The 19,367-nt window shown below is 70.7% G+C and carries 23 protein-coding genes; 9 read left to right on the forward strand and 14 right to left on the reverse strand.

Annotated elements, in window-relative coordinates; genetic code table 11:
* Positions 1-17: 17 nt before the first annotated feature.
* From QWJ13_RS10655 to QWJ13_RS10665, 3 genes are read right to left on the reverse strand one after another with little or no spacing between them, the layout of a single operon-like run.
* Positions 18-857: a helix-turn-helix domain-containing protein gene (locus QWJ13_RS10655; RefSeq protein WP_316522863.1), complete on the reverse strand. Its 840-nt coding sequence runs from the start codon at positions 855-857 to the stop codon at positions 18-20.
* On the reverse strand, positions 848-1,372 hold the full coding sequence (locus tag QWJ13_RS10660; RefSeq protein WP_316522865.1) for a DUF6879 family protein: 525 nt from the start codon (positions 1,370-1,372) through the stop codon (positions 848-850). The genes QWJ13_RS10655 and QWJ13_RS10660 overlap by 10 nt, the downstream gene beginning before the upstream one ends.
* Positions 1,356-1,553: a hypothetical protein gene (locus tag QWJ13_RS10665; protein ID WP_316522867.1), complete on the reverse strand. Its 198-nt coding sequence runs from the start codon at positions 1,551-1,553 to the stop codon at positions 1,356-1,358. The genes QWJ13_RS10660 and QWJ13_RS10665 overlap by 17 nt, the downstream gene beginning before the upstream one ends.
* Before the next feature lie 315 nt (positions 1,554-1,868).
* Here QWJ13_RS10665 and QWJ13_RS10670 point away from each other — a divergent pair, with 315 nt between their 5' ends.
* A complete protein-coding gene (locus tag QWJ13_RS10670; protein WP_316522869.1) occupies positions 1,869-2,714 on the forward strand; it encodes a helix-turn-helix domain-containing protein in 846 nt (281 codons plus the stop codon).
* Positions 2,715-2,832: 118 nt separating this feature from the next.
* On the opposite strand, the gene QWJ13_RS10675 is transcribed toward QWJ13_RS10670, so the two are convergent.
* From QWJ13_RS10675 to QWJ13_RS10690, 4 genes are all read right to left on the reverse strand, one after another.
* Positions 2,833-3,285 carry an NUDIX domain-containing protein gene (locus QWJ13_RS10675; RefSeq protein WP_316522871.1) on the reverse strand — a complete coding sequence of 151 codons (453 nt, stop codon included), beginning with the start codon at positions 3,283-3,285 and terminating at the stop codon, positions 2,833-2,835.
* A gap of 4 nt (positions 3,286-3,289) precedes the next feature.
* Positions 3,290-4,147, reverse strand: a complete 858-nt coding sequence (locus QWJ13_RS10680; RefSeq protein ID WP_316522872.1) for a helix-turn-helix domain-containing protein — start codon at positions 4,145-4,147, stop codon at positions 3,290-3,292.
* A gap of 243 nt (positions 4,148-4,390) precedes the next feature.
* Positions 4,391-4,582, reverse strand: coding sequence for a DUF397 domain-containing protein (locus QWJ13_RS10685; protein ID WP_316522874.1), 192 nt, complete (start codon positions 4,580-4,582; stop codon positions 4,391-4,393).
* A 10-nt stretch (positions 4,583-4,592) separates the two neighbouring features.
* Positions 4,593-5,441 carry a helix-turn-helix domain-containing protein gene (locus tag QWJ13_RS10690; protein ID WP_316522876.1) on the reverse strand — a complete coding sequence of 283 codons (849 nt, stop codon included), beginning with the start codon at positions 5,439-5,441 and terminating at the stop codon, positions 4,593-4,595.
* A 262-nt stretch (positions 5,442-5,703) separates the two neighbouring features.
* On the opposite strand from QWJ13_RS10690, the gene QWJ13_RS10695 reads away from it, so the two are divergent.
* Positions 5,704-6,069 (forward strand): ATP-binding protein, encoded by a 366-nt coding sequence (locus tag QWJ13_RS10695; RefSeq protein ID WP_316522878.1) that lies wholly within the window; start codon positions 5,704-5,706, stop codon positions 6,067-6,069.
* Entirely contained in the window at positions 6,066-6,311 is a 246-nt protein-coding gene (locus QWJ13_RS10700) for a hypothetical protein (protein WP_316522880.1), read from the forward strand. The genes QWJ13_RS10695 and QWJ13_RS10700 overlap by 4 nt, the downstream gene beginning before the upstream one ends.
* 39 nt (positions 6,312-6,350) lie before the next feature.
* Here the strand turns inward: QWJ13_RS10700 and QWJ13_RS10705 are convergent, their stop codons facing one another.
* From QWJ13_RS10705 to QWJ13_RS10720, 4 genes are all read right to left on the reverse strand, one after another.
* Positions 6,351-6,878, reverse strand: coding sequence for an ion channel (locus tag QWJ13_RS10705; protein WP_316522882.1), 528 nt, complete (start codon positions 6,876-6,878; stop codon positions 6,351-6,353).
* The gene (locus tag QWJ13_RS10710) at positions 6,878-8,218 is read right to left on the reverse strand and encodes a hypothetical protein (RefSeq protein ID WP_316522884.1); all 1,341 of its coding nucleotides are present in this window, start codon (positions 8,216-8,218) and stop codon (positions 6,878-6,880) included. The genes QWJ13_RS10705 and QWJ13_RS10710 overlap by 1 nt, the downstream gene beginning before the upstream one ends.
* A gap of 137 nt (positions 8,219-8,355) precedes the next feature.
* Positions 8,356-8,625 carry a Sec-independent protein translocase subunit TatA gene (gene tatA, locus QWJ13_RS10715; protein WP_316522886.1) on the reverse strand — a complete coding sequence of 90 codons (270 nt, stop codon included), beginning with the start codon at positions 8,623-8,625 and terminating at the stop codon, positions 8,356-8,358.
* Positions 8,626-8,871: 246 nt separating this feature from the next.
* Complete coding sequence (locus QWJ13_RS10720) at positions 8,872-9,441, reverse strand: methyltransferase family protein (protein WP_316522888.1); 570 nt, start codon at positions 9,439-9,441, stop codon at positions 8,872-8,874.
* Between the two features lie 179 nt (positions 9,442-9,620).
* On the opposite strand from QWJ13_RS10720, the gene QWJ13_RS10725 reads away from it, so the two are divergent.
* Both QWJ13_RS10725 and QWJ13_RS10730 read left to right on the forward strand, forming a co-directional pair.
* A complete protein-coding gene (locus QWJ13_RS10725) occupies positions 9,621-9,902 on the forward strand; it encodes a type II toxin-antitoxin system Phd/YefM family antitoxin (protein ID WP_316522890.1) in 282 nt (93 codons plus the stop codon).
* Between the two features lie 5 nt (positions 9,903-9,907).
* Positions 9,908-10,186, forward strand: coding sequence for a type II toxin-antitoxin system RelE family toxin (locus tag QWJ13_RS10730; protein WP_316522891.1), 279 nt, complete (start codon positions 9,908-9,910; stop codon positions 10,184-10,186).
* 80 nt (positions 10,187-10,266) lie between these two features.
* Here the strand turns inward: QWJ13_RS10730 and QWJ13_RS10735 are convergent, their stop codons facing one another.
* Positions 10,267-11,865, reverse strand: a complete 1,599-nt coding sequence (locus QWJ13_RS10735; RefSeq protein ID WP_316522893.1) for an MFS transporter — start codon at positions 11,863-11,865, stop codon at positions 10,267-10,269.
* 135 nt (positions 11,866-12,000) lie between these two features.
* Here QWJ13_RS10735 and QWJ13_RS10740 point away from each other — a divergent pair, with 135 nt between their 5' ends.
* Positions 12,001-12,588 (forward strand): TetR/AcrR family transcriptional regulator, encoded by a 588-nt coding sequence (locus QWJ13_RS10740; RefSeq protein WP_316522895.1) that lies wholly within the window; start codon positions 12,001-12,003, stop codon positions 12,586-12,588.
* 24 nt (positions 12,589-12,612) lie between these two features.
* Here QWJ13_RS10740 and QWJ13_RS10745 read toward each other — a convergent pair whose 3' ends face one another.
* Positions 12,613-12,930 (reverse strand): cupin domain-containing protein, encoded by a 318-nt coding sequence (locus tag QWJ13_RS10745; protein WP_316522897.1) that lies wholly within the window; start codon positions 12,928-12,930, stop codon positions 12,613-12,615.
* A 264-nt stretch (positions 12,931-13,194) separates the two neighbouring features.
* Between QWJ13_RS10745 and QWJ13_RS10750 the strand changes: the two genes are divergently transcribed.
* Entirely contained in the window at positions 13,195-13,461 is a 267-nt protein-coding gene (locus tag QWJ13_RS10750; protein WP_316522899.1) for a hypothetical protein, read from the forward strand.
* A 69-nt stretch (positions 13,462-13,530) separates the two neighbouring features.
* Here the strand turns inward: QWJ13_RS10750 and QWJ13_RS10755 are convergent, their stop codons facing one another.
* Complete coding sequence (locus QWJ13_RS10755; protein WP_316522900.1) at positions 13,531-14,688, reverse strand: acyl-CoA dehydrogenase family protein; 1,158 nt, start codon at positions 14,686-14,688, stop codon at positions 13,531-13,533.
* A gap of 185 nt (positions 14,689-14,873) precedes the next feature.
* Between QWJ13_RS10755 and QWJ13_RS10760 the strand changes: the two genes are divergently transcribed.
* Entirely contained in the window at positions 14,874-16,829 is a 1,956-nt protein-coding gene (locus QWJ13_RS10760; protein WP_316522903.1) for an ATP-binding protein, read from the forward strand.
* Positions 16,830-16,890: 61 nt separating this feature from the next.
* Entirely contained in the window at positions 16,891-19,281 is a 2,391-nt protein-coding gene (locus QWJ13_RS10765; RefSeq protein ID WP_316522904.1) for a tetratricopeptide repeat protein, read from the forward strand.
* The last annotated feature ends 86 nt before the right edge of the window (positions 19,282-19,367 follow it).

Here is a 19,367-nt window from a genome sequence, read left to right on the forward strand (position 1 = left end):
GGGGGTCCCAGGCGCGACTAGAGATCGCGGAGGAAGAGGTCCGCCCATTCGGTCAGTTTCGTTCGCGCTTGCTCGCCGAACAGGGCATGGCCTTCGTACATGGCGAACGCCTCCCGGTACACCTGAATGTCTCGGCGGTCCCGGAGGAGGACGATTCCGGTCTCCGTCTCGACGGTGGCAAGGCTGTTGTCGTAGACCATGAAGGTGTTGAGTGGGCTCTCCGGGATGTGCTTCCCGAGTGGGATCACCCCGAGCCGGACGTTCGGAAGCCTGGAGACCGACATGAGTCTCTCTAGCTGCATCACCATGGCCCGGGGTGGCAGGACCGCCCACCTGGCGGCCTGTTCGGTGAGCAGGAAGGTGAAGGACTTCGTCTCGTCGTAGAGGACGGTCTGGCGCTCCAGCTTCTTCGCCACGGCTTTGGTGGTGTCTCCCGGCACGTGGGCGAGGCTCGCCCGTACGTACTCCGGCGTGGCGAGCAGGGTATTCAGCATCGAGAGCAGGAAGTGTCGGATCTCAGTGGACGACTGGTCGAGCGCCGCGAGTTCGACCTGCTTCTTCTCCAGACCCTTCCTTCTCAGGGCCCGGACGTCCTGCCACTCGGTGTTCGCCACGCGGGCCAGGTCGAGTACTCGTTGGGCCAGCTCCGCAGGCACTTCGAGGGCCCGCAGGATCAGCTCCACATCCACCAGCGATGGGGTGGTCCTGCCGGTCTCGATCTTGCTGATCTTCGATTGCGTCATGCCGCAACGCCGAGCAAGCCGGTCTCCCGCGAGACCGGCTTGAACCCGTAGCTCCCTCAGTGATTTCGCCAGGTCACTCTTGCTGTGGCCCAGCTCATCAGGATCTATTGCCACCCGTGCTCTTTCACGTAGTCGGCGAACGACACCGACTCGGCCACGGCGATTCGCTGCCATTCCCGGTACTGGTCGATCCCGCCTTCAACGAGTACGCGGTTGAGCGGCGTTCCGTCCGGCGCGTAGTTCATCAGGACCACGGTCGAATCGTCGAACGCCCAGAAGTCCTGGTCAGGAAGGCCGGGGTTCGGCCTGTCGGTCAGGTCGAGGATGCGGATGTCCTCGCCGGCCATGGCGTGCGGCTCGTAGTACATGAACTCGTACCGCAGGTAGTCACTCAGCGGTCGAGTGACGATGTGGACGCGCTGAACCGTGCGGCCGGCGGCCGTGTGAGCCCTGAGCCGGTCGGTCCACCCGGAGGTGTAGGTGCTCGGGTCGATCCGGCTTCCGTTCAGGAATTCCTCGAAGTCCTCGGCTTCTCCCGGGACCTTGTAGGCGGGCAGGGTTTCGAGTCGAAACGCTGACTGGGAGAAGCCGTGCAGGACTCGCTGCCAGTCCTCACCATCCAAGAGCACGGACGGCCTCCTTCACGATGTTCTCGGGTAGCTCCACGGCATTCTCGTGTGCCGGCACCGTCAGCTCTCCGTACTGGTCGCCCTGAAAGACGAGCGTGCCGCGGTCGGTGAGGTAAACGTTCGGGCACTCGCCCTCTCGGCAGTCCCCGCTGCTGTTACCCGTAAGCCTCTGGTGAGCCATGGCCAACCCCCTGCGGATCGGACCGGGTTGGGCCGACTGACTGAAACGGTATGGAAGCGGTGAGTGATCTGTCCATGCAGTCGGGGAGCTATTCCCGTCTTGGACTAATGATCACCGCCTCGGTCGGGGGGATCGCTTTCGGGGCAGTGGCGGAGCAGGAAGTCGGCCCGGGCCGACTTCCTGCTCCCTGGGTGAGGTTCTACTCGGCGGGGTCGGGTCCCGCGTAGGTCGGTGAGCGGAAGAGGCGGCGGAAGGCCCCGGCTCCGTGCTGCTGGTCGAGTCGACTGGTCAGTCGTCTCAGGTAGCTTCCGTTATGTGAGCACCGACATCCAACAGACGCGGGTCGCTCTCGGCGCCCGAATGCGTGAACTGCGCACCGAGAGCGGCCTGTCCGGCCGCGCCTTGGCCGCGTTGCTGGGATGGCCGCAGTCCAAGGTCAGCAAGCTGGAGACCGGCAGGCAGTCGCCCAGCACGGCGGATGCGGTCGCATGGGCCTCGGCTGTCGGGAGGCCCGACGCTGCTGCCGAACTCGTCGGCCGGATAAGAACGCTGGAGACTCAGTACCGGTCGTGGCGCCGCCAACTGGCTGGCGGCGCCCGGTCGGTGCAGGAAGCACACGACGCGCAGGGGAAGAAGACCAGCTACCGGCAGTCGTTCGATCCGACCTTGATCCCCGGCCTGTTGCAGACGCCCGAGTACGCCCGCGCTGTGCTTACTCGATACACCAGAATTCATCCGTCGATCCGCGATGTCGAGGCCGCGGTGGTTGCCAGGGTGGGGCGTCAGACGGTTCTCGCCGATCGAGCACGATCGTTCCACTTCCTGGTGTGGGAAGGGGCGTTGGTCTCCCGCTTCTGCCCTCCGGCAGTACTCGCCGATCAGCTGCTCGGCCTGATTCCTCTGCTGGCTCGGGCTAACGTCCGACTGGGGATCGTGCCCTTCGAGGCCGATTTGCTGGTTCCCGTGGGAGTCGGGTTCTCGATCCACGACGGCACGCTCGTGATCACCGAGTCCTGGCACGCGGAAATGTGGCTGGACGATCCGGCGGACGTTGCGGTCCACATCCGGGCCTGGGATGCCTTGGCGGAAAGCGCCCTCTACGGTCCAGCCGCACACCGGGTGATCGCCAGGGCCTGCCGAGCACTTCGTGGCGATCGCTGAGAGTCTGCGCTGCCTTCTGCCACGCAGCTTTGCACGAAGGGATGCGCAGGAAGTCGGCCAGGCCGACTTCCCGCTCCGAGGCCGGTCCTGAGTGGGTCGGCGATCAAGCGGCCGAGGGTCAGGAGCGCCGGCGGTCGATCAGCTGCCGGTGTGATTCCTGTACTCCCTCGGGGAGTTCGTCCGGTGAGAACCATCGAGCCTCCAGGATCTCGAAGGAGGCCTCCTCGATCTGCCCGCTGACGTACAGGGCCTCGTAGGCGACCTCGACGCGCAGTTTGTAGCCGCTCTTCAGGTGCGCCAGCTCGCACACCTTCACCGCGAGCCCGGTCTCCTCCCGGACCTCGCGCACGATCGTGTCCTCGAAGCTCTCGCCCGCGTTCGCGTAGCCGGTCGGGAGGCCCCACTGCCGGCCTTCCGGCCACATGCGGTGCTTGAGCAGCAGCACCCGGCCTTCGTGGTCGCGGACGATGCCCGTCACGCCGACCATGAACTTCGCGTGCCAGAGCCAGAGGACCCGCCACTGCATCGGGCCCCGGATGATCCGCCAGAGCTTCGCGGCGATCTTCTTCATGGGTTCACCTTTCGTGAACAGAAAGTGGATTCTCGCGAAAGCGCTTTGCCCACTCGTGCAGTTTGCGGCGGGCGCTGTCACCCCAGAGTGCATATCCTTCGAGTGTTCGAAACTCGTCCAGGTATTCCTGGATGTCCCTGGGGGTGCGAAAGACCAGTGCCCCGGTGGAGACTTCCACGGTGGCCAGGGAGGAATCGTAGACCGTGAAGACGTTCAGCGGCGCCCGCGGCATGTGGCCGGCCATGGGAATGACGCCCAGCCGGACATTCGGCAAGCGGGAGACGGACACCAGCCGGTCGAGCTGCACGGCCATGGCCGGGGACGGAAGGAGGGGCCAGAGGCAGGCCTGCTCGGTCAGGATGAAGGTGAAGTGCTTGGCGGCCTCGTAGAGGACGGCTTGCCGCTCCAGCTTCTTGGCGATGGCCTTCGTATGGTCGCCGGGGAACGGGGCAAAGCTGGCCCGGATGTACTCGGGCGTCGCGAGCAGGCCGGTGACCATGGTCGGCAGGAAGTAGCGGAGCTCTGTGGAGGTCTGTTCGAGGGCCGCAAGCTCGACCTGCTTCTTGTCCAGCCCCTTCCGGTGCAGGGCTCTGGCGTCCTGCCACTCCGTGTTCGCGATGCGGGCGAGGGCGGTCACCTGTGCGATCAGGTCCGGTGGCGTGGTCAGTGCGCGCAGGATCAGTTCGACGTCGACGAGCGACGGGATGGTCCTGCCAGTCTCGATCTTGCTGATTTTTGATTGCGTCATGCTGCAACGCCGAGCAAGCCGGTCCCCTGCGAGACCGGCCTGAATCCGTAATTCTCTCAGTGCTTTCGCCAGGTCGGTCTTGCTGTGGCCCAGCTCGTGAGGATCTATTGCCACCCGTTGTTCTTTCGCGTAGTCGGCGAAGGGCGACCGGTCCGGGTTGGGCCGGTTGCCCGAAACGGTATGGAAGGCGCAAGGGATCTGTCCACGCGGTTCTGGCGTTATTCCCGTACTGGACTAATGATCACCGTTTCGGGCTGCACGTGTACGGATTGCGGCCCCTCGCGCCGGGTCGGGCGCGAGGGGCCGCAGGGGTGGGGTGGTTGCGCAGGAAGTCGGCTGGGCCGACTTCCTGCGCGGTCAGACGTGGTGGTCGAATTCGCCGGCCTTGAGGCCGTGGAGGAGCGAGGCGAGGGCGGTGGCGGTGGTGGGGAGGATGAGGTGGCCTTCGTCGGACTCGCGGAGTTCGACCAGGCTGTCGGTCTTGCGGACCTCCACGCAGTCGCCACCGGAGCCGCTGTAGGAAGACTTCTGCCACTCGGTGTTGGTCATGATGGGCCTTTCAAAGGTTTCGTGTGATCTTGCTGATCAGGTCACGGGAGTCGTTTTCATTGAGTGCCACTGATTCGGTGCGCTCGAAGATGGCGCGATAGCTGGCAAGTTGGCTGGCCGCATCGAGGTGTATCGACCCCTGGGACGACTCGACCTCCACGGTGTCGAGCTCGGGCACCGCGCCGTACGCGTACGTGAGGTTCTCGACGGCCCCGGGAAAAGTATCGATGTCGAACGGTACGACTCGGATGGTCATCCAGGACTGCTCGGAGTCCTCGATGAGAGACGCGAGTTGTTCTCGGAGGATCGGGGTGCCGCCGAATCGGGTCCACAACACCGATTCGTAGATGAAGCATGTGGTCGGAGTCTGGTTGCGACGCAGGTCAGCTTTGCGTTGCATCCTGAAGGTAGTGCGGGACTCCACCTCGTGCCGGGGGAGCTGTGGGATCAGGCGCCCGAAGACTGAAGAGGCATAGCTCATGGTCTGGCAGACGCCGGGCATATGAGTGACGACCCAGAGAGCGAGACTGCGGGCGCCCTTCTCCAGCTCGGCGATTTCGAGGAATCCGTCGGGGATGGTTCCCCGGTACTCCTCCCACCAGCCCTTGGAGCGGTCCAGGATCATGGCTTCCATGGCGTCGATCAAGGGTTCGTTCATGCACTTGCAGGCGGCAGCGTAGGAGCGGAGCCGCTCGGGGCTGACGCCGACCTTGGCCGCCTCGATCTGGCTGACCTGAGTCCGGTCGATGCCAAGAGCTCTGCTGAGGCTGGACGTCGACAGCCCGGCGGCCTCGCGCATTTTGCGAAGTTCAGCCCCGATGCGGCGTTGACGGAGCGTCGGGTTGACTCGTGGCGGCATGGGTTCCTTCCTCGCCGGGGTTTCCAAGTCTGCCGCAGACTGTCGCCTCGTTGTGCGCGAGTCCCACGTGGGGGTGAATCCATACGAATCTGGGATCACATGTGATTTCGTCGGGGTATCGTCAATCTCACATCGATCCGACGGATCGTCAGTAACGCCTGCTAGCAAGCACCGCAGAGCAGCCATGTCTTCTTCGTTGGCCTGGCTCACGGCGACACATGTTCCGCCGGTTCCCCCCTACTCACGCTTCGGGAGAACTCCCATGCGTCACATCAACACCCCCACCATCGCCATCGCCCGTCAGACCCTCCACCACAACATGACGCGCTTCGGCTGGGACCCCTCCACCATCTTCGACGCGCAGTTGGCCCTCGTCGAGTTGCTCGTCAACGCCTGGCGGCACGGCCACACCCCCGCCCCGCTCGTCGAGATCATCTCCGACAACGGCAACCTCCGCGTCTCCGTCACCGACGAGAGCCCGGTCCTCCCCGCCACTCCTCCCCTCTCGCTCCTCGCCGAGTCCGGCCGGGGCCTCCAGCTCGTCGCCGGGCTCACCCACCGTTGGGGCGTCGACCCCCACGAGCGGGCCAAATCCGTCTGGTTCGAGCTGGACGGGGCGGCCCGGTGACCTCCAGCCGCTTCCCGATGGTGCCGACCGACCCCCGGGTCCGGAACTACACCGAGGACCACATCCGTACCCTCCTCGCCGAAGTCCGGGAGCGCGGCCGCAAGTACGGGCTGATCTTCCCCTCGGCCGGCACGGACAAGACCATCGACGGACGCGTCCTGGTCTGCTTCAACACCGCCCCGGCGTCGACCCTTCTGAACCTCCTCGTGCTCCTCCTGGAGGCCGACCGCGACGCCGCCTGACATCACCTGACACCGCTTGACGCAGCCGGGTGCCAGGCCTCAGCCCTGGCCCCGGATTCTCCGCTCCACGTTCCCCCGGATCGCCCGGGACGCCGTTCCGGCCGCCGCAGCGAGGAAGACGAAGTTGTAGCCGATCTGGAGCACCACGACGAGTCGGGCGGTCTGCCCGGCCGGGGTGATGTCGCCGTACCCCACCGTCGCCATCGTCACGACGGTGAAGTACAGGGCGTCCAGCCGGGTCTCCAGCCCGGCGAACTCCGCCTTGTGCGCGCCCAGCACGTAGTACGTCCCGGCGAAGATGGTCAGTGCCAGGAAGATGAGGAAGGCCAGCCAGACCACCGGGCGCTTGGCGGTTCCCCGCATCACGCCGACGATCTTGGCGACCAGCAGCCAGGTCAGGCCGACCAGCGCGCCCGCGAAGACCAGCCAGCTCAGCAGCGGCCGGCGCTCGCCCAGCCACTCCAGCGGCAGGGTGAAGTACCCGGCCATCAGCAGCGCGGAGGCGCCCAGCAGCCAGAGCCAGGCCCGTACGTCGACGGGCGGTGGCGGCGGCGGGTCCTCGGACATCACCGTTCGACCGGCCCCGGTTCGTCCAGCAGTTCCAGCACCGCCAGGACGGCGAGCAGCCCGAGGGCCAGACAGAGCGTCACCAGCACCGTCGGGTAGGTCCACAGCACGAAGGCCAGCGCCGCGAGCGCGACCGCCAGCCAGCCCAGCGCGGCCTTCCGGCGGTGGACGAACCGGCCGACCGGCCCGAGCCGCAGCCCGGCCCGTCCGGCGACCCGCCGTACCGCGCCGAGCCCGGCGTGCCAGCCGCCCCGGACGGTGCGGGCCCACCGCCCGCCGCCGCTGATCCAGGCGCCGAGCGCGACCAGCAGGCCGAGGGTGACCACCACCCGGACGGCCGAGCGCAGGTAGCGCACCAGGGTGTCGTACACCGCCTGGGCCGCCCCCTGGTCGACATCGGCCGGGAGCCCGTCCAGGTAGACGGCCCGGAACACGCTCAGCCCGATGCCCAGTAGCAGCGCCCCGCCCGCCATGCCCAGGGCCGCCGCCACCACCGCCCGGCGGCGGCGCCGGGCGAGCAGCACCCCGCCGAGCGCGCAGGCGCCGGCCAGCACCGGCACCCAGAAGCCGGCCAGGTCCAGGACCCGCAGGGTGGTGCGGACCTTGGGGAGGGCGTCGGAGCGCAGCAGCGGATAGGAGGTGTGGATCTCCGGGATCCGGGAGGCGAGCGGGAGCCCCTGCTCCACCAGCATGGCCTTCACCCGGGCGATCACCGGGGCGAGGTCGAGCAGCACGGTGTCGTCACGCACCTCGACGGCGCCGCCGCCCTGCCCGGTCACCATCTTCTCGACCGCGGCGTGGGCGTCCCGGTTGACGTCCGTCCAGACGGTGACGAAGGCGTCGCTGTCGACGAACCGTTCGACCTGGCCGTGGACGAAGGTGGTGAGCCCGTCGTCCAGGGCCTGGCCGATGCCGCCGAGCAGGGCGCCGAGCTTGGACTTGTCGGCGGGGGTGGCGCCGTCGAACAGCGAGTCCAGCGGCAGCTTCTTCATGATTTCGGCGGTCACCCGGTCGGTGACGGCCGTCTTGACGCGGGGGTCGTGGGCCAGCGGGGCCATCGTCGCGAGGTAGCGGTCGGTGTCGCTGATCTCGGACTTCGCCCAGAGCGCGAGGGCGCTCAGCGGGGTGAGCACCCAGGCCAGCGCGATCAGCAGCGCGGCGACGAAGGCACGCGCCCGCTGCGATGGCGGGCCGGGTGCCAAGTGCCGGGCGAGCCGCGCCTCCTGGGCTTCGACGGCGCCCAGCCGGGCCCGCAGCTCGGCCAGTTCGTCGCCGGGCCGCTCGGCAGGCCGCTCGCCGGGTTGCTCGCCGGGCCGCTCGCCGGGCTCGTCGGTCGGCATGCCGGGACTCCGTTCCTCCACTGGGTGCATCCCAGGAGACAACGGATCAGATCGGACGGCCAGTCGGCAGCGGCGGCCCGGAACAGCGGAAAGCCCCTGGTGGCGTACCAGGGGCTTTCCTTCAGGAGCGGGGTGACTCAGGCGGCCGTCTCGGGCCGCTTGGTGTCGGTGGCGTCGGTGGCCTTGGTCACGTTGGTCGGCGTGACGGCCGGACGCTCGGTGCTCTGCGCGGTGCCGGCGTCCGCCGGGGTGTCGTCCTCGCGCATGGCCTTCGTCTCGGCCTTCAGGATGCGCATGGACTTGCCCAGCCCGCGCGCCATCTCCGGCAGCTTCTTCGATCCGAACAGCAGGACTACGACCGCCAGCACCACGAGAATGTGCCAGGGCTCAAGACCGTTACGCAGCATCCCTGGCCACCGGTCCCTTCATTGTCTAGAGGCATGGCGGGCGCTAGCGCCCGTGCTGGCCAGTATGCCTGCCCCTGACGGCGAACGGATACACCAGCCGGGAAACGCTGGCCAAAAACCAGGTGCCGCTTGGGCGGGACCTGGGGACGACGGGACGCCCGGGGCCGGGGCCCCGGCACGGGCGAATGCGCCCACCTGGGCGTTTGCGGGTGCCGAAGCTCACATCCACCGCCGGTGCCAGTGTGATCAGTAGACGAACGGAACCAGACGCTTCGACACCCGGCGGTACTCCTCGTACTCACGGCCGAAGGCGTCCAGCAGCAGCCGCTCCTCGGCGGAGATCCGCCAGCCGTACGCGGCGAGCAGCAGCGCCGCGACCACCAGGGCGGCCGCCCAGCTGCCGGTGCCGAGCGCGTAACCGACCCAGACCATCAGGCTGCCGGCGTACCCGGGGTGCCGGATCCGCCGGTACGGGCCGGTGCGGACGAGGCGCTGGGTGTCCACGGTGCGCAGGGTGCGGGTGTAGTACCGGCCCAGGGTGCGCATGCCCCAAGCCCGCAGCAGCAGCCCGTCCGCCACCAGGGCGACCCCGAACCAGCGTGCCCAGCCGGGCAGTTCGCCGATCGAGGCGCTGTCGAACAGCACCACGACCAGGACGGAGGCGACGTAGCAGCCGATCAGCAGCCGGGTGGACCCGCGGTCGCGCCGGTCGGCGTGCCAGGTCCCGGCGGAGGCGTCCTCGCGCCGGCGCAGCAGCAGCTCGAACGCGATCCAGCAGAGGAGGCCGAGGAGGGCGAGAAGGGCGGGCAGGGACATGGAGTGCTCCCGACGCTCTGGGGTGTGCGCTCTGGGGTGTGCCTCCACGTTCCTCCCCAAGGCCCCCCGACGCACCCGCCCGCAGGTGGAGCGCGCGGCGTCCACCCCGGGGTGGAGGCCCGGGTACGGCGCGCGCCGCGCTACAAATGCAACAGATGTACATCTGCTACATTCGTGTCATGAGTGAGCCAGTGATCGAGTCGATGGCCGAGGTGCGGAGCCATCTCGCGGACGTGATCGACCGGGCGAGGCGCGACGAGACTCCGACGATCATCACCAGGCGGGGCAGGCAGGAGGCGGTGGTGATTGACATCGCTGAGTATCAGCGTCTCAAGGACGTGGCCGAGCGGGCCGAGGACGAGTGGCTGAACCGCCTTGCGGATGAGGCCGAGGCCGAGGGGCTGGAAGGCTCCGTCTCTCTGGAGGAGATGGCCGCCATGCTTCGCGAGCACCACGGCTGACGGCGATGGGGTACGTCACGCGGTTCAGCTCGCGCGCGCAGCGGGAGCTTCTCAAGGTGCCCCTGCCGGATGCGCGTCGGATCCTCCATCGGCTCGCCGAGTTGCAGGTGGCGCTGGACGATGGCGACACCTCGGCGTTCGACATCAAGGCCCTCCAAGGACACCACGCCCGATGGCGGTTGAGAGTGGGGGACCATCGGGTCGTCTATACCGTCGAGGCCGGGATACTGGTCGTCTGGATCCTGTCGGTGGGCAACCGCCGAGACATTTATCGGTACCTGTAGTCGCGGCTGGATGTACAGCGGAGAGCCCCCGCCCGGGTGGGCGGGGGCTCTCGGATGACGCGCGGGGATCGGCCGGGTGGTCAGACGGCGGCGGTCTCGGACTTGGTCGCGGTCTCGGTCGAGGGCTCCGGTGCGGACTCCGGCGACGGCTGCGGGGTGGGGGCGGCGGCCGGGAGGTGGCGCATCAGGCGGTAGGCCAGCAGCGCGGCGCCCAGGGCGCAGACCAGGCCGACCACGGCGGCGACGTGCAGGCCGTCGGTGAAGGCGGTGCGGGCGGCCTCCAGCAGGTCGGCGCCGAGCCGGTCGGGCAGCTGGGCGGCGACGGTGACCGCGCCGCCGAGGGTGTCCTGGGCGGCCCGGGCGGCCTCACCGTCGATGCCGGTCGGGAGGGCGCCGTCCAGCTGGTGGTGGTAGACGGCGGCGCCGGCCGCGCCGAGCAGGGCGATGCCGAGCGAGCTGCCGAGCTCGACGGCCGTCTCGGAGGTGGCGGAGGCGGCGCCGGCCTGCTCGACCGGGGCGGCGGAGACGACCATCTCGGCGGTCATCGTCATGGTGCCGACCGTCCCGGCGGCCAGCACGCCGGCCGCGGTGAGGATGAGCGCCAGCGGGGAGTGCGCGCCGACCATCGTCATCATCGCGAAGCCCACCGAGCCGATCAGGAACCCGCCGGCCATCAGCACCGCCGGGCGGGCCTTGCCGGCCAGCGCCGAGCTGATCCCGACGGACGCGCCGACGCCGACGCTCGGCACCAGCGACCAGAGCGAAGCGGTCAGCGGGCTCATGCCCTTGACCAGCTGGAGGTACTGCGAGGTGAAGAGCGAGAAGCCCATCATCGAGAACATCGCGATGGAGTTGACGCTGATCGCGCCGCTGAAGGTGCGGATCCGGAACAGGCTCAGGTCCAGCAGCGGGTTGGCGGCGGTGCGCTGGCGCTGGACGAAGGCGGCGACCATCAGCAGTCCGGCCGGGATCGCGAGTCCGGGCAGCAGGCTCCAGCCCTCGACGGCGATGGTCTTGACGCCGTAGACCAGCGGCAGGATCGCGGCCAGCGAGAGCACGGCGCCGAGCAGGTCGAAGCGGCCGGTGCGCTCGGTGGAGCGGTACTCGGGGAGCAGGAAGGGCCCGGCCAGCAGCACCAGGGCCATCACCGGGACGGCGAGCAGGAACGCCGAGCCCCACCAGTAGTGCTCCAGCAGCAGGCCGCCGGCCACCGGGCCGAGGGTGGCCCCGGCGGTGAGGACGCCGCCCCACAGGCCGAGCGCGAGCTGCCGCTGCTTGGCGTCGTGGAACATGTTGCGGATCAGCGCGAGGGTCGAGGGCATCAGGGTGGCCCCGGTGGCGCCGAGCACCGCGCGGGCCGCGATCAGCTGGCCGGCGTCCTGCGACCAGGCGGCCAGCAGCGAGGCGCCCGCGAAGCCGACGGCGCCGATCATCAGCAGTCGGCGGCGGCCGATCCGGTCGCCCAGCGCGCCCATCGTGAGCAGCAGCCCGGCCAGCAGGAACGAGTACATGTCCAGGATCCACAGCTGCTCGGTGCCGCTGGGCGCCAGCGTGGTGGAGATGTACGGGACGGCGAAGAAGAGCACGCCCATGTCCATGGTGAGGACGAGGGTCGGGAGCAGCAGGACGGCCAGGCCGATCCATTCACGACGGCCCGCGCGGCCGGTGGTTGCGGTCATGGGGAAGACGGTACGGACGTGTCAGACACTTGTCTAGTACAGATGTACAAGACGGGCGTACGAGACGGCTGTACGAGACGATCGTACGAGACGTGTGTGCGAGACGTTCGTCCAGTGCTTCCGTAGGATCGGGGCATGGGAAACCGCGAAGACCTGATGGCCGGCGCCAAGCACTGCCTCTACGAGAAGGGCTACGGGCGCACCACGGCCCGCGACATCGCGACCGCCTCCGGCGTCAGCCTGGCCGCGATCGGCTACCACTTCGGCTCGAAGGACGCACTGCTCAACGCGGCGATGATCGAGGCGATCGGCGACATGGGGGAGGCCATGGGCGCGGTCGTGATCGCCGCCAACCAGGTCTCCGACGACCCGGAGGTGCGCTTCGCGGCCGTCTGGGACGGGCTGCGGAACGTCTTCGTCGAGCACCGCGGGCTCTGGGCGGCCCAGTTCGAGGCGCTCGCCCTGGCCGGACACGCCCCCGAACTGGCGGAGGCCTTCGCCGGGGCGCAGAAGGAGGGCCGACTCGGCCTGGCCGCGGTGTTCCGCGGGGTGGACGAAGTGCCGGAGACCGAGGAGAACGTCGCCCGCGGGGCCTTCTACCAAGCGCTGCTGACCGGCTACTGCGCCCAGTGGCTGGCCGCGCCCGAACTCGTGCCCAGCGGGCAGGACTTCCTGCGCGGACTGCGGCTGGTCGGCGACGGGGTGTTCAACCCCCTGCCGTAGCCCTGCTGTAGCCCCTGCCGGCGGCTACGCCGTGACGGCGGTCAGCAGCACCACCGAATCGACGTGCGCCAGCAGCCCGTGCCGCTCCTGCGGGACGGGCTCCAGCCGTCCGGCCGCGAGTTCCAGCCGTCGGCCGGTGATGGTCAGCGAGACCCGGCCGCGCAGCACCTGGATGCTGCCCGCGGTGGGCGGGTTGTGCTCGTCCAGCGCGGTGCCCGCGGTCAGCGCGATCACGGTCTGCCGCAGGATCCCGTCGTGCAGGACCAGATGGGCGCTGCGCCCGTGCGGGCTCTCGGCCGCCAGGGCGGCGTGCTCCACGGCGAGCTGTTCGAGATCGGGCACCGCGCGCCTCCTCCTCGCTCCGGGTGCACTCCGTGTGCCCAGGGTCGCGGACGTCCGGGCGCCGCGCACCCGGAGACGCCTGAATCGAGTCGCCCGACCCGAGTCGCCCGACCCGAGTCGCCCGACCCGAGTCGCCCGACCCGAGTCGCCTGAATCGGTTCGCCCGACCCGGGACGCCCGCCCCGGGACGCCTCGCCCGACCCGATGCGCCCGACCCGACCAGTCCGGGGTGCGCCCCCCGCCGACTGCCCGCATCGTGGAGGCATGGCGACCAACCAGAGAATCTTCAGCGGGCTCCAGGTCAACCGCACGGTGCTGACCGGCGGCGCGGTGCTCACCGCGATCGGTGCGGTGCTCGGCGCGGCCGGGGCGACGATGGTCTGCGTGGCGCTGGTCACCGCGGGCCGCAGCTGGGTGCGCGGCCTGGAGACCGCGCCGAGTGCCCTCGCCCAACGGGCCCTGCACGAGGCGCGGGTGGCGTCCTCGGCCGGCTGGGAGGCCTGGCGGGCCGAGCACGGCTCGCCCAACTGAGCGGCCCTGTACGCGGGTGCGCGGGATCGGCGGGCCGCCCGAAAACGGCCCGCCGCAGCCGCAACGTCCCTACAGTCCCAGCGACTTGGCGATGATGCTGCGCATGACCTCGCTGGTGCCGCCGTAGATCCGGAACACCCGGTTGTCGGTGTAGAGCCGGGCGATCGGGTACTCCAGGATGTAGCCGTAACCGCCGTGCAGCTGGAGGCACTTGTCGATCACGGTGGACGCCGACTCGGTGCAGAACAGCTTCGCCGCGGCCGCGTCCGCGACGGTCAACTCGCCGTTCTGGTACAGCTCCAGCGCCCGGTCCACCATCGACTGCTGCGCCACCACCTGGGCCTCGCAGTCGGCCAGCGTGAACTTGGTGTTCTGGAACTCGGCCACCGCCTTGCCGAACACCTTGCGCTCCTTGACGTACTGCACCGCGAACCGCACCGCCGCCGCGGCCGCCGCGTACGCGCCGACGGCGATCGCCAGCCGCTCCTGCACCAGGTTGTGGGTCAGGTAGGAGAACGCCCGGCCCTCCTCGCCGAGCAGGTTCTCCACCGGAACCCGCACGTCGCTGAACGCCAACTCGGCGGTGTCCGAGGTGCGCAGGCCGATCTTCTGGAGCTTGCGGCCGACGGTGTAGCCCTCGGAGTCGGTGTCCACGCAGAGGATGGACAGCCCGGCCCGCCGGTTCTCCGGGTCGTACGGGGCGGTGCGGCAGACCACCAGGACGAGGTCGGCCAGCACGCCGCCGGTGATGAAGGTCTTGGCGCCGTTCAGGACGTAGTGGGTGCCGTCCTCGGAGAGCCGCGCGGTGGTGGTGATGCCGGCGAGGTCGGAGCCCGCGCCGGGCTCGGTCATCGCGATCGCGGTCATGATGTCGCCGGAGACGAAGCCGGGCAGCCAGCGCCGCTTCTGCTCCTCGTCGGCGTACTCCAGCAGGTACGGCAGCACCAGGCCGGTGTGCACGCCGGAGGAGCCGAAGCTGACACCCGCCCGGGCGGTCTCCTCGGCGATCACCGCCTGGTACTTGAATCCGCTCTCGCCCGCGCCGCCGTACTCCTCCGGCACCTCGATGCCGTAGACGCCCAGCGCGCCCAGCTGGCGGTAGAAGTCGCGCGGCGGGTGGCCGTCGGCCTCCCAGCTCTCGTAGACCGGGACGACCTCGTTGGCGATGAAGTCCCGGATGGTCTCCCGGAAGGCCTCGTGGTCCTCGGTGAACACGGTGCGGCGCACGGCGGCGCCTCCCTTCGTCGGCACCGGCCGGGGCTGCCGACCGGGGCGGAACGTGCCTGGTGATGGCCCCACAAATTAATCGGCGGTAGCTTCGACTGTCCATGGTGGCCAAGGCGTGCACGGCTTCGCCGACCCCGGCGGAAAGAAATGGTCGCCAGATAGTCGCACTGGCACACTGAGGACCCATGTCTGAAGGTGTTCCGCCCGAGTCCATTCCCGCCGAGGAGCTGCGGACGACCGAGGTCGATCTCGGCGGCCTGGTGAACGTCCTCGCCACCCACCTCTACTCCACCCCGCTGGTCGCCCTGCGCGAACTCGTCCAGAACGCGCACGACTCGCACACCCGCCGGCTCCTGGAGGACCCGGCCGGCGACCACCGCCCGCTGATCCGGGTGCGCGCCGACGCCGCCCGGCGGACCGTCGCCATCGAGGACACCGGGGCCGGCCTCACCGAGCCCGAGATCCACTCCTACCTGGCCACCGTCGGCACCGGCTACACCCGGATGCTGCGCGAACTGACCGGCAACCAGGAGCTGATCGGGGCCTTCGGACTGGGCTTCCTCTCCGCCTTCTCGGTCGCCGACGAGGTCACCGTCACCACCACCTCGCACCGCGAGCCGGGGCTCGGCCACCGCTACACCAGCCGGGGCGGCGAGCAGTACCGGGTCGAGCCGGTGCCCGCCCGGCCCCACCCGGGCACCGTGGTCGAGCTGGCGCTCAAGGCCGAGCACGGCCACCTCGCCGACGAGGACGTGCTGCGCGAGGTGCTCGGCCGGTACTGCGTGCTGCTGCCGATCCCGGTCTTCGTCGGCGAGGACGAGACGCCGGTCAACTCCGTCGAAGTGCCCTGGCGCCGGCGGGCCCACCCGTCGCCCACCCCCACCCTTGGCCGAGACGCTTCGCGTCACCCCTCCGACGGCGACCAGTACGTCGCCCGGATGCGCTTCGCCACCGCCTTTGGCCGCCGCTTCGAGCCGCTCACCGCCTTCCCCGTCGACCCGGTGGAGGGCACCACCGACGCGGTCGGCCTGCTCTGGGTCCAGGACGGCGGCACCTACGGCAGCAGCGACAACCGCGACCTCGCCGTCTACCTGCGCGGCATGCTGCTCGCCGAGGACGCCCGCGACCTGCTGCCCAGCTGGGCCGGGTTCATCGGCGGCGTGGTCGAGTCCGGCCGGCTCACCCCCACCGCCAGCCGCGAGGACCTCCAGCGCGACGAGCACTACCGCGCGCTCCAGCGGGCCTTGGCCGACGCCATCGTCGAGGGCCTGTACGAGACCGCCCGGCTGCGGCCCGCCGCCTGGCGCCGCATCCTCACCCGGCACGGCCAGGACCTGCTCGGCGCCGCGCTCTGCGACGAGCGGCTGTTCACCCTGCTCGCCGACGACGTGCCGGTGCCCACCTCGCAGGGCGACCTGACGGCCGGTGCGCTGCGCGCGGCCGGCGGCGGCGCGGTGCACGTCGCGCTCGGCAGCGGCGGCGGCTTCGAGGAGATGCTGTACCGGGCGATGCGGGTGCCGATCGCGCGCGGCGACCGCTACGCCGTCCTGCCGTTCCTGCGCCGCTACGCCCAGCTGCGCGGCTGCCGGCTGGTCGAACTGGGCAGCGAGCAGGGCAACCGCGAGCTGTTCCGCGACCCGGAGCGCCCGCTGCCGGAGCACGAGGCGGCCTGGCTGGCCGGCGCCCTGGCCGGCCCGGGCGAGCAGCTCGTCCCGGCCCGCTTCGACCCGCCCGGCCTGCCGCTCGTCCTGGTGCCGGACCGCGAGGCCGAGCTGAAGGCCCGGATCGAGGACGACCAGGCGGACGCCCGGATCCCGTCCGCAGCCCTGCGGCTGGCCCGCGCCTTCACCGCCCGCACCGACGGCGAGGTCAAGGCCCGGCTGTACCTCAACCTGGCCAGCCCGGCGGTCCGGGACCTGCTGGCCGCCTACCGCGCCGGGCACACCGGCAGCGCGACCGCGGCCGGGCTGCTCCGCTCGCTCAAGGTGATCATGGCCGCGGCCTCGGCCGGCCCGTCCGAGGGCGACCTCACCGCCGCGCTGGCCGGCATCGGCACCGCGGTCTCCGCCCTGACCGCCGCCGTCCCGACCGGTCTGCCGGCGGTCCCGGACAGCCCCGAAGCCCTCACGGAGGAGCCGTGACGGACGGATTGTCAGTGGCATGCGGTAGACAACTCATCAGCACGACGCAGGGGGAACGGGCATGACCACCGACATCTGGGCCTGGGTGCGCGACACCCACCGGCAGCTGGCCGAGGCCGGGCACCACAGGCTGGCCGAGGCCATCATCGAGCTGCCCGAGCACGCCGGCCAGGGGCGCAACGACCAGCTGGACGCGCTCTACCCGGAGGCGGTGGCCGCCGCCCGGTCGCTCGGCCTGCCCTGGGTCGAGGTCTACCTGCGGCACTGGCGGATGCAGAACCTGCTGAACAAGCGCCAGCAGGGCGAGGCGGCGCTGCCCGAGGCGGTCGACCTGCTGGACTTCGCGCATCGCGAGGAGACGGCGAGCTGCCCGCAGTCCGTCTGCGTGGTGCAGGACTTCGCGATCTGCCACGCCCGGGTGGACGGGCCGGGGTACGTGGCCGAGCGGCTCGCGGTGGTCGGCGAGACGCTGGAGCGGATCGAGCCCGCCCGGGCCTGCTACGACTGCCTCTCCCGCGAGTACTCCGACGCCCTGGAGGACGACGGCCGGGAGGCCGAGGCGCTGGCGTACCTGGACTCCGCGGCCAACCGGATGCGGGCGGCCGGCCAGCAGGTCTCGCTCCGCTTCCAGCAGGCCCGGGCCGGCACCCTGCACCTGCTGGGCCGGCACGAGGAGGTGCTGGAGCTGCTGGCGGCGGCCGAGCAGGCCGAGCAGAAGCAGGGGCGCCGGCTGGACGAGCGGGACGAGCGCTGGGGCGCCCTGCTGCGGGCCCGCGCGTTCGCCGCGCTCGGCCGCACCGAGGAGGCGCTCGCCCTGCTGCCCGAGCGGGCCGAGGCCGAGCAGCACGCGGACCTGCGCGGCACCTGGACGCAGACGGTCGAGCTGCTGGTCGCCGCCGGCGCCTGGGAGAACGACGCCGCGCTGGGCGCTGTCCTGGCCGGCTGGGCCGGGTACCTGGACGGCGTCGGCGCGCACCGCCCGTGCGTGGACCAGCTGCTGGCGGCGGGCCGGCTCGCGCTCGCCCGCGGCGCCCGTACGGTGGCGCTGACCCTCGCCGCCACCGGGGAGCGCAAGCTCGCCCAGCTGCGGCGCACCGACGGCGTGGCGGAGCAGGTCGCGGCCCTGCGCGCGGCCGCCGAGGCACTGCCGAGGCCCGAGCTGCCCGTGGTGCCGGGCGAGCTGGCGGCGCACCTGGCCGAGGCCCGGGTGCCCTTCGAGACCGGCGCCGACCTGCTCTCCGTCGCCCTGGACCGGTACCGGGGTGAGCAGGCCGGCGCCACCGAGCTGACGGTGCTCCTGGCCACCGTGCTGGGCACCCTCGGCCACGCCCGCGCGGCGGCCGACCTGCTGTGGCGCCGCCTGGAGGAGGACGCGGGGAGCGAGGAGCTGACCGGCGCGCTCGGCGAGATGCTGATCGAGGCCCGGGACGGGGAGGGCATACGCCGCCTCGCCGACCTGGTCTCCCGCACCGACCCGACGGACGGGCTCTGGATCCGCGCCCGCTGGGCCGGCTCCGAGGGCCGCTGGGCCGAGGCGCTGGAGCACTGCCAGGCGATCCTGGCGCTGGACGACGAGGTGCTCAACACCCGCCGTCTCGCCGCCCACGCCGCCACCGAGCTGGGCGACCACGCCACCGCGCAGCGGTACTACCTGGAGCTGCTGGAGCACGCGGAGCCCGCCGGCGGCACGGCTGACGGTACGGCCGGCGGTACGGCCGGCGGTACGGCCGAGGGTGGCCACCGCACGGTCCAGGAGTCCGACCTGTGGCACCTGATCACCGCGGCCAGCGCCAACCGGGACTGGGCCGTGGTCCGCTCCACCGGCGCGCTGCTCGACATCGAGTTCGACGAGCCCGAGGGCCCGGTGGACGAGGAGTGGCAGCTGGTCACCATCCGCGCCACCCGCACCAACGGCGCGACGGCCGACCTTCCCGCCGTCCGGACGGGCCCGGCCACCGCCCGCATCCTGCCGGTGCTCGGCGACGACCTGACGCTCAACCACGGCGACGTGGTGGTCTTCGCCCCGGCCCTGCTGGAGAGCCCGCCGGCCGAGGACGCCCCCGAGGAGGAGCGGCAGCACTGGCGCCCGGTGTTCGGGTACCTGACCCTGCTCGACCCGGCCGGGTACACCACCTACTGGATCGACGGCGGCTGGCCCGGCGAAAACACCTGGTTCCGCCTGCGCGAGGAGCTCGCCCGCTCCGGGTACGCGGCCTGGGCGTACAGCGGGGACGGGTACCGGATCACCGACCCGGCGGACGGCGGCGACACCCTGCCCGGCGTCTACGCGGCCCTCGGCGTCCCGCCGACCGCCTCGGCCGCCGAGGCCGACGCCCTGCTGCACCGGCTGACGGGCGACTGGCCGCACCCGCTCGCCTGGCCCGCCCTCGCCAAGGCGGCCGGCGCGGACCTCGCCCGGCACGAGGAGATCGTCGAGCGCTACGGGCTCTGACCGGCCCCAACGACACGAACCCCAACGACACGAACCCCAACGACACGAACCCCGACGACACGAACCCGACGACACGGCCCCGGCGG

It is taken from the genome of Kitasatospora brasiliensis (genome assembly GCF_032654805.1).
GTDB lineage: Bacteria > Actinomycetota > Actinomycetes > Streptomycetales > Streptomycetaceae > Kitasatospora > Kitasatospora brasiliensis.